At 56.0% G+C, this 9,213-nt stretch carries 8 protein-coding genes; 1 reads left to right on the top strand and 7 read right to left on the bottom strand.

Going from position 1 to position 9,213, the window contains the following annotated elements:
• From htpX to OEL57_RS10400, 5 genes are all read right to left on the bottom strand, one after another.
• On the bottom strand, positions 1 to 574 hold a 574-nt coding region (htpX, locus tag OEL57_RS10420; protein ID WP_300740392.1), incomplete at its 3' end, for a protease HtpX.
• Positions 575 to 616: 42 nt separating this feature from the next.
• Positions 617 to 1,513 (bottom strand): mechanosensitive ion channel family protein, encoded by an 897-nt coding sequence (locus OEL57_RS10415; RefSeq protein ID WP_300740390.1) that lies wholly within the window; start codon positions 1,511 to 1,513, stop codon positions 617 to 619.
• Between the two features lie 12 nt (positions 1,514 to 1,525).
• Positions 1,526 to 3,292, bottom strand: coding sequence for an SLC13 family permease (locus tag OEL57_RS10410; protein WP_300740387.1), 1,767 nt, complete (start codon positions 3,290 to 3,292; stop codon positions 1,526 to 1,528).
• 16 nt (positions 3,293 to 3,308) lie between these two features.
• On the bottom strand, positions 3,309 to 4,970 hold the full coding sequence (locus tag OEL57_RS10405) for a mechanosensitive ion channel family protein (protein WP_300740385.1): 1,662 nt from the start codon (positions 4,968 to 4,970) through the stop codon (positions 3,309 to 3,311).
• A gap of 38 nt (positions 4,971 to 5,008) precedes the next feature.
• Complete coding sequence (locus tag OEL57_RS10400) at positions 5,009 to 6,802, bottom strand: glycoside hydrolase family 15 protein (RefSeq protein WP_300740382.1); 1,794 nt, start codon at positions 6,800 to 6,802, stop codon at positions 5,009 to 5,011.
• Positions 6,803 to 7,027: 225 nt separating this feature from the next.
• Here OEL57_RS10400 and OEL57_RS10395 point away from each other — a divergent pair, with 225 nt between their 5' ends.
• Entirely contained in the window at positions 7,028 to 7,996 is a 969-nt protein-coding gene (locus tag OEL57_RS10395; RefSeq protein ID WP_300740379.1) for a calcium/sodium antiporter, read from the top strand.
• A 129-nt stretch (positions 7,997 to 8,125) separates the two neighbouring features.
• On the opposite strand, the gene OEL57_RS10390 is transcribed toward OEL57_RS10395, so the two are convergent.
• Both OEL57_RS10390 and OEL57_RS10385 read right to left on the bottom strand, forming a co-directional pair.
• Complete coding sequence (locus OEL57_RS10390) at positions 8,126 to 8,614, bottom strand: endonuclease domain-containing protein (protein WP_300740377.1); 489 nt, start codon at positions 8,612 to 8,614, stop codon at positions 8,126 to 8,128.
• A gap of 70 nt (positions 8,615 to 8,684) precedes the next feature.
• A partial coding sequence (locus OEL57_RS10385; protein ID WP_300740374.1) for an ion transporter occupies positions 8,685 to 9,213 on the bottom strand: 529 nt, incomplete at its 5' end.

The raw sequence follows: 9,213 nt of genomic DNA, 5'->3' as shown, positions 1-9,213 counted from the left end.
GTCCCCGTTCGGTCTTGAAGATGATCCGGTCCACCAGGTAGCCAACCACCCGCGAGGCCACGATTACAAAGGTGTTCACCACCCCCTGGATCAGGGCCAGGGTGATCATGTCGCCATTGGCCACGTAGCTCACCTCATGGGCCAGCACCCCTTCCACCTCGCTGCGGTCCATCACCTGCAACAGCCCGGTACTGACCGCCACCAGGGCGTTGTTGCGGTTCATGCCGGTGGCAAAGGCGTTGGGATCCGGGGCATCGTAAATTGCCACCTCCGGCATGCCGATGTTTGATTTCAGGGCCTGACGACGCACAGTCTCCACCAGCCAGCGTTCCAGCTCGCTGGATGGATCGGTGATCACCCGGGCGCCGGTCATCCGCTTGGCGGTCCACTTGGAGATTGCCAGCGAGATCAGTGACCCGCCAAAGCCGAACACCGCCGCAAAGGCGATCAGGCTGCCCATGTTAAGACCCTGCTGATCCAGCATCGGTCCGATCCCCAGCAGGTTGAGGACAATACTTAAAACAAAGACGATTGCCAGGTTGGTGGTCATGAACAGGCTCATTCGTTTGAACATAGTGTAGTCTCCTTTAAGCCAGGCAGTTGCAAAATGTCTTTATCATAGCAGTGGAGGGGAACCGTCTGCAATGAGATCCGGTCTGCCTTTCCTGGTGTTCAGGATGGAAACATCCTGACGAGGGTAGGGAATCTCAATACCATATTCGTTAAAGCTGCTGTAAATGGCCCGGTTCAGCTTGCTGATCAATACCCCTTTGCGGTGGATCAAGGTGGTGCTCCAGACCCGCAGCTCATACTGCAGGCCGTAATCACCAAAGGCCATCAGCCGGGTGCCGGGGGGCGGCTCCTGCAGTACATCTGGGCATTCGACCGCCACCTGTAGCAGCAGTTTTTCTAATAATTCAATGTCCGTGCCGTAAGCCACAGTGACCGGAATCTTGAAGCGCACCTTGCGGTCGTTGTGGCTCCAGTTAATTACATTTTCAGTTATGAAATTGGAGTTGGGCACGATGATGCTGATGTTGTCGTTAGTTACCACTGTGGTGCTGCGGCCGCCGATATGGGTCACATCTCCCTCCACATCCCCCACCACGATCCGGTCTCCCTCCTTGATCGGCCGCTCGAACAGAATTATCAACCCGCTGATGAAGTTGTTGACGATATTCTGCAGACCAAAGCCCAGGCCGATGCCAACAGCGCCGGCAAGCACATTCAGGGCAGTCAGGTCAATGCCGGCGGTCTGCAGGATCACCACCAGACCGATCACCACCACCAGATAGCGTATAATGGAGCCGACTGCCTGGCGTGCCCCCAGCTCCATCCGGGTGCGGGCCAGCAGCCGGTCGGTGATCAACACCCTGAGCCTGCCAGACAGGTAGAACAGGAGCAGCAGCAGGATCACCAGCTTGAACAGCGCCGCAAGGGTGATCGGTGTTTCCCCGAGTTGGATCAGTTTGATCTCAAGCGCTGCCCGGGCCTGGCTCAGTAGAGTCTGCATGTAGGTACTCCTTTAAAATGGCCAGAAACGCGGAATGAAAATGGTTGCCAGGATCCAGAACAGGATGTTGAGTGGTGTGCCGACTTTGAGAAAATCGGCGTAGCGGAACTGGCCCGGCCCATAGATCAGGGTGTTGGTCTGGTAGCCCACCGGGGTCATGAAGCTGGCCGAGGCGGCAAAGGTGATCGCCATCAGGAGTGGCCGCGAGTCGATCCCCTGGCTCTCTGCCGCAGCAATGGCGATCGGTGCCAAAAGCGCAGCTGTGGCGTTGTTGGACATCAGTTCGGTCAGGATCGAAGTGGCCAGATAGATGCCTGAGACCAGGGCCATCGGCCCCAGACTGCCGAGGGTTTCTACCATCAGGCCACCCAGCAGGCGGGCTGCGCCAGTCTTCTCTAGACCGGTTCCCAGGGTCAGTACTCCGGCCAGCAGGAAGATTACCTGCCAGTTAATCGATCTATAGGCCTCATCCAGGGTGATGCAGCGGGTCATCACCAACAGGATGCAGCCGACGATCGCCCCGGCCACAATCGGGATAAAACCTGAGGCCGCTGCCGCCACCACCCCGGTAACGATCGCCACAGCGGTCAGCATCCGGCTCCTGCGAAATACCGGCAGTTCAACCTGGGATACCAGCACAAAGGTGCGATCCTCCCGCAGCTGGTCCAGGTGGTGTTGCTCCACCTCAAACAGCAGCACATCGCCTGCCTTGAGCCGAATATCTTCAAGGTTTTCATGTCTGACATTGTTGCGGTGCCTAATGGCCAGGGCCTGCAGTCCGTAGCGCGACCGGAAGCGGGCCTGCTGAAGGCTGCGACCGTCCAGGGTGGAGCCGGGGGCTACCACCGCCTCCACCAGCACCGCCTCTTCGCTCTTTGCCGCGCCACCCTGCTGACGGAGGGCGATACCGCGTCGTTCCTTGAGTTTACGGAAATTTTCCAGATCACAGCGGACTTTCAGGTGATCACCTGTCTGCAGCAGTAATGTGTCGGCCGGTTCATCTAGACGCTTGCCGTCACGGAAGACATCGATACCTCTGATAACCAGGTCCTTTAATAGAGGTGATTGTGTCAGTACAGTGCCCACTGAACGGGCCTCCGGCTCCAGCACAATCTCGGTCTGATACTCGCCGCTGCCAAAGACTTGGCCGCGTTCTTCGCCGCTGGCCCGGTCGGGAATCATCCGCACCCCCAGCAGCAGCATATAGGCAGCACCGACAGCAAAAAAAATCAGGCCAAGCTGCGTTGGTTCAAACATGCCGATCGGTGCCAGACCGTGGCGCTCGGCAATGGAAGAGACCAGAATGTTGGTGGAGGTGCCCACCAGGGTGCAAACCCCGCCGAACATGGAGGCAAAGGAAAGCGGCATTAACAACCGCCCCGACCCCACCTTGCAGTCACGTGCAATGGCCAGGGACACCGGCAGAAAGATCGCCACAGCCGCTGTGTTGTTGATAAAGGCGGACAGGGTTCCAACCACCAGCATCATCACCACCAGCACCAGCCAGAAGCTGATTTTGCCCACCCTTGCCAGCAGGTTGCCGACTACATTAACGGCACCGGTCTTGAACAGGCCGGCCGACAGCACGAACATCGCCCCCACCGTTACCGTGGCCGGGTTGCTGAAGCCGCCGATGGCGTCTTCGGCAGTGATGATACCGGACAACAGCATGGCGCCCATGATGATCATGGCGGTCAGATCCACCGGCAGTTTTTCAGTGGCAAACAGGATCACCGCTGACAGTGTCAGCCCCAGTATGAGGATGATATCTAGGGTCATGGCCGGTTGCTCCGCGTCATGATGTTACGTTGGTCACCCGGATGGCCGGGGGCTGGTAACCGGACGGCAGATAATCGACCGGTATAGTGGTCATGTTACCGTCCCGCAGGGTGCTGTAATGGGGGGACATGATCTCTACCCCGGCCTCGTTAAAGCGGTCCTGGATGTTCTGGTGCAGCGCCGAGTAGACCGATGCCATACTGGAGGGGGCATCGGTATAGGCGTTTAGTTCGTAACTGACCGAGAAATCGTTCAGCGCCGTTTGCAGTACAAACGGTTTGGGATCAACCACGATCCGGTCGGTTGCACGGGCAGCCGCAATCAACAGTTCATGCACCTGACGCCAGGGCACATCATAGCCGATGGTAACCGTGGTATGCAGGATCAGCTGGGCCGAAGAGCTGTAGTTGATGATGTGGCTGCCCAGCACCATGGAGTTTGGGATGGTGATGTCGGCGTTCTTGGATGTGCGGACACGGGTCACCAGCAGGGTCTTTTCGATCACATCCCCCATGGTATCAGCGATCTTGACCCGATCCCCCACGCTGAAGGCTCGCATGTAGGTCAGGATCACCCCGGCCACCACATTGGCGATGGCCGAAGAGGAGCCCAGGGAGAACAGCACCCCCAGAAAGACCGAGACCCCCTTGAAGGCTGGCGAGTCGGAACCGGGCAGGTAGGGAAAGGCCACCACCACGGCAAAGGCGATGATCAGAAAACGGGTGATCTTGAAGCTGGGCATGGCCCAATCCGGGTAAAAACCGGGCAGGGAGATGTTCTGTTTTTCCACCTCATGAAACAGGAACCGGCTGAAACGGATTACGTACCAGGTGCAGATCGTGATCACCAGAATAAAGAACACATTGGGCAGATAGGTGGTTACCCCGTGCCAGATCTTGACCACCGGCGCTTCAATATAGCCTAACAGACGGGCCGCCACCCCTTCGGTCATCGGGAAGAAGCTCAAGACCAGCGGGATGGAGAGGTACAACAGCCCCAGCACCAGCACCAGCCTGACAAAGCGGGCCGCTGACAGCAGCAGGGCCACCATCTGATCTTCATGCAGCAGTTCAATGCTCTGGAAGCGGAGGGTACGGATATAGGTCCCTTTCCAGGCGGTGATCCTACTCTGCAGCCAGGGAAATGCCCGCCTGATACCCAGCAGCAGCAGTACCAGCACCAGCGTTACCCCCAGAGCCTGGGCCAGGTCAATCAGCAGGTTCTTGACACTGCGTTCCGAACGGAACGTGGTCAAGGCAGACCTGATCGTATCGGCATGTTCCTGCGCCAGGGCCTGACGGGACTTGTCGGCTGCCTTGGCGTCGGCCTCGGTCACGGTCATCAACACCCGGTCATGCAGCACGATGTCGCTGGTGGTCTCTGCCTCCACCACCACCACCTTGTCAACCGGCAGCAGGCGATCATGGCTGACCCTGTCAAGACGCTCCGAAATGGCCCTGGCCCGCTCCCGCGGGGTAAAGGAGAATACACCGGTGGAGATTGTCAGGATGGTTTTTTCGCCCAAAAGCACCGGCTCTTTGACGAGCGGTTGCAGTGTCGCTACCGGTGCTTCAGCCGCTGGGGGAACGTCGGTTTTTTTCTTTGGGGCGGCATTGGAGATACCGGAAGATGTCAGCAGTACCACAATGGATAGTATCAGAAATCTGTACAGGAGCATCTCTCCTCCTTTCTGATCTGACGATTTTCAACGCCCTGCTAAAACGCCGTGTCCCAGCGTTTGCTGAGGCGGATGGCCGAGTTGATTAAGCCCACCATGCTGTAGGTCTGGACAAAGTTGCCCCATAATTCACCGGTGCGAGGGTCAATATGTTCAGCCAGCAGACCCAGCCGGTTTCTTTTGGTGAGCAGGTTTTCAAACAGGCTGCGTGCCTCTTCCATACGTCCCAGGGCGGCCAGGGCATGAATATACCAGAAGGTGCAGACCAGAAAGGCGTTTTCCGGCTCGCCAAAATCGTCTGCTTCAACATAGCGGTAGATGTAGTCGCCCCGCTTCAACTCCTTTTCAATGGCGCTGACGGTGGAGACAAAACAGGGGTCATCGGCAGAGAGGAATCCGACATCATGCAGCAGCAGCAGGCTGGCATCCATGGCATCTCCTTCAAAGGAGGCCACAAAGGATTGTTTATCTTCATTCCAGGCCCTGCGATAGATCGTGGTGTAGATATGATCAGCATGATCACGCCAGTACCTGATTCGGTCCTGTAATCCCAGCCGCTGGGCGATCAGGGCCAGTCGATCACAGGCAGCCCAGCACATTACACTGGAAAAGGTGTGAACGCGGGCAGTGCCACGCAGTTCCCATAACCCTGCGTCAGGTTGATCAAAGACCTGACGGGCGGTTTCTCCTAATGATTCAAGGCGCTGAAACAGGGCGGCATCACCGCAGCGCAGCAGGCGTTTATCAAAAAAGATATGGGTTACCGCCAGAATAGCTGAACCATAGACATCATGCTGAATCTGTTCAAAGGCCTGGTTGCCGCGCCTGACCGGCCCCATCCCCCGATAACCGGGCAGACTTTCTACAATCTGTTCTTCCAGATGCGCCTTGCCGTCAATGGCGTAGACCGGCTGCAGCCTGCCCCCCGGCGCTGCGGCAGAGATGTTGGCCAGATAGCCCAGGTAACGCTCCATGGTCTTGGTTGCTCCCAGGCGATTCAGGGCATTGACCACAAAGTAGGAATCACGCAGCCAGCAGAAACGATAATCCCAGTTGCGTACGGTGTTGGCCGCCTCAGGGATCGAGGTGGTCATGGCGGCGATAATGGCGCCGGTGTCGTCGTAGGTGTTGAGTTTCAGGGTGATGGCGGCCCTGATTACCGCATCCTGCCATTCAAACGGTATTCCCAGATCCCGTACCCATTCATGCCAGTAGGAAACCGTTTCATCCAGAAAACGGCGGGAAAGGTCGCCGATGGAGTTTGGGATGGTTTCGTCAGCGCCAAAGATCAGGGTGACGCTGTCATCAAGAAAAAACGGCAACTCCTGCATCAGCATGGTGATAGAGGCGTCGGTGGTCAGGCGCATGGTCCAGCCGGGAGAAAGGTAGCGGATATGGTGGCTGCCGTAGGTTACCGGGCAGCGTTCCCGTCCGTAGTCGCCAGCAGGACGGACCACCAGTCTGATCCGCGGGCTGCCCTGTAATCGTTTGATTTGGCGAATCAGCATGACCGGGGTAAACATCCGGCCAAACTGGTGAAAACGCGGGGCAAAATCGGTAATCTCGATCACGCCGCCATCGGCGTCGGTCATACGGGTCACCAGCACAGCGGTGTTGGGCAGATACTGCTGCTCCACGCTGATCTGCTCAACCAGTTCAACAGTGCAGTAGCCAAAACTGTCCTGGTCAGTGTGTTCCTTAAGTAGTGAACAGAAGACCGGGTCAGCGTCAAATCTGGGCATGCAGCACCAGACAATCTCGGCCTGTGCATCTATCAGGGCGCCGATACAGCCATTACCTACAAGTCCCAGATCAAGACTGTTTTGCATCATGACCCTCCATGGTTAAATACAAACGGGGAGCAGGCTCCCCATTTGTCAGTTTGATTGTAGAAATGTTTTGAAAGTAAGCCCTGCACGTACTTTGTATAGAATAAAAACAGCGATTGTCAAGTTGACCCGCCATCAAAAAAAGGTGTACAAACAGGGCAACATCCAATACCGGAGCGGATTCCGGTAGCTTGAAACGAAACAGAACGGAACAGGGAAGATAACAATATGACATTACCATTGATTGCTGTGATCGCAGGATTGGCGTTGCTTGTCTGGAGCGCGGATCGTTTTGTTGAAGGATCAGCTGCTGTGGCTCGCCATTTTGGCATGCCAGCGCTGCTGATCGGTATGGTGGTGGTGGGCTTTGGTACCTCGGCCCCTGAAATGGTGGTGTCTGCCCTGGCTTCGTGGCAGGGCAATCCCGGTATCGCCCTGGGCAATGCCTACGGCTCTAATATCACCAATATCGCGCTGATCCTCGGGCTGACTGCCCTGATCAGCCCGATTGCCGTGCATTCACAGGTGCTGCGTAAAGAGTTGCCGATTCTGACCGTGGTGACCGTTTTTGCTCTGGTGATGATGAAGGACGGGTCGTTGACACGGCTTGATGGCTGGTTGCACCTGGCTGTCTTTTCAGGCTTGATGTGCTGGACTATCTGGCAGGGTATGAAGCAACGGGGAGATGCCCTTGCTGACGAGATGGAGGATGAGCTGGAGATGCATGCCATGCCCCTTGGACGGGCCCTGTTCTGGCTGGTGGCGGGGCTGCTGCTGCTGATTGTCAGTTCCCGTATCCTGGTCTGGGGTGCGGTGGATATCGCCCATCGTCTGGGTGTCAGTGACCTGATCATCGGCCTGACCATCGTTGCTGTGGGAACTTCGTTACCGGAACTGGCCTCTTCCATTATTGCGGTTAGAAAAAACGAGCATGACATCGCCCTGGGCAATGTGATCGGCTCTAACCTGTTTAACACCCTGGCAGTGGTGGGGATTGCCGGGACTATTCACCCGCTTTCCTTTGACCAGGTTGTTTTTTCCCGTGACATGATGGTTATGGCAGCCTTGACGCTCTCATTATTTGTCTTTGGGTATGGCTTTCGCGGTCCCGGCAGAATCAACCGGGTTGAGGGGGCGGTGCTGCTGGCCTGTTATGTTGGATATACTTCGTGGCTGGTCAGGAGTGTTATTCAGTAAAGTATTCCATTGAGTCTTGTTGTGTTTTTAGTACCGCCAAGGAACCGATTAGCATGGGAGGTATAAGAGGCACCACCCCGTCAGGCTTCGCCTGCCACCCCTCCACGGAGGGGAATTACCACCCTGTTTTTATTCCCCTCCAGTGGAGGGGTGCCCGAAGGGCGGGGTGGTTGCTTCTATTACCGCAGGATGGTTCCGTAAATATATCAGAATTCCCGCCAGATTGTTTTTAACATCCGTATCAGGAATGTGAATCACTATCAAATTCAGCCCGTTCAGAAAGGCATCCCGTTGTGCATCATAGTCAGCTTTATTGTCATGGCTGCTACCGTCAATTTCAAGTACAAGCTGTTTTTCAGCACAGTAAAAATCAACTATGTAGTTGCCGATAATTTTTTGCCGGTCGAAGTCCAACCCGAAGAACTGTCTGTTTTTTAGCTGATTCCATAGCAGAACTTCTGACAAATTGCCGGATTTGCGCAACTCCCTTGCCCGTTCTTTTAAGGCAGGGTTATAGGGCAGTGACATGAATTTATTGGTATAACGCATAAAACTACCCCGTTCTTTTGGGCGCTTGATAGGCACCACCCCGTCAGGCTTTGCCTGCCACCCCTCCATGGAGGGGAATTACCACCCTGTTTTTATTCCCCTCCTGTGGAGGGGTGCCCGAAGGGCGGGGTGGTCGCATTTAAGTAGTGTTCGTTCGGTTGCTCATTTCAGGAGTTTTTTCCTCTGCCTTCCTGCCGCAGCAGGGACAGGCCTCTCCTGCAACCGGTTTCGGGGGGCGCATCATCTCACTGGTTACAATGCCGGTTGGCACGGCAATGATGCCATAGCCAACCACCATCAGCAGCGATGCCACCAGTTGCCCCAGCGGCGTCCTGGGGGCAATATCGCCGTAACCAACTGTGGTCATGGTAACAATAGCCCAGTAGATACTTTTGGGAATGCTGGTAAAACCACTGTCTGCCCCTTCAATCAAGTACATCAGGCTGCCCACAAACACGACAACGGTAAGCACCGTGGAAAGAAACACCGCTATCTTGTGGCGGCTTCTTTTCAGGGCCAGCCAGAGATTGTTTCCTTCTCCCATAAACTGCACCATGTTCAGGACACGGAAGATCCGTAGTACTCGCAGGATGCGGATGGTGGCCAGAAAATGCAGACCAGGGGCAAAAATGCTGGCATAGGTGGGGATGATAGCCAGCAGATCAACA

The organism is Trichlorobacter sp. (assembly GCF_030247655.1).
Classification (GTDB): domain Bacteria; phylum Desulfobacterota; class Desulfuromonadia; order Geobacterales; family Pseudopelobacteraceae; genus Trichlorobacter.
This window is presented reverse-complemented; position numbering and strand designations above follow the sequence as displayed.

Excerpts from the sequence above, each read along its gene's own strand:
- OEL57_RS10415 (WP_300740390.1), bottom strand. The coding sequence starts at position 1,513 with ATGCAGACTCTACTGAGCCAGGCCCGGGCAGCGCTTGAGATCAAACTG.
- OEL57_RS10410 (WP_300740387.1), bottom strand. The coding sequence starts at position 3,292 with ATGACCCTAGATATCATCCTCATACTGGGGCTGACACTGTCAGCGGTG.
- OEL57_RS10405 (WP_300740385.1), bottom strand. The coding sequence starts at position 4,970 with ATGCTCCTGTACAGATTTCTGATACTATCCATTGTGGTACTGCTGACA.
- OEL57_RS10400 (WP_300740382.1), bottom strand. The coding sequence starts at position 6,802 with ATGATGCAAAACAGTCTTGATCTGGGACTTGTAGGTAATGGCTGTATC.
- OEL57_RS10395 (WP_300740379.1), top strand. The coding sequence starts at position 7,028 with ATGACATTACCATTGATTGCTGTGATCGCAGGATTGGCGTTGCTTGTC.
- OEL57_RS10390 (WP_300740377.1), bottom strand. The coding sequence starts at position 8,614 with ATGGAGGGGTGGCAGGCAAAGCCTGACGGGGTGGTGCCTATCAAGCGC.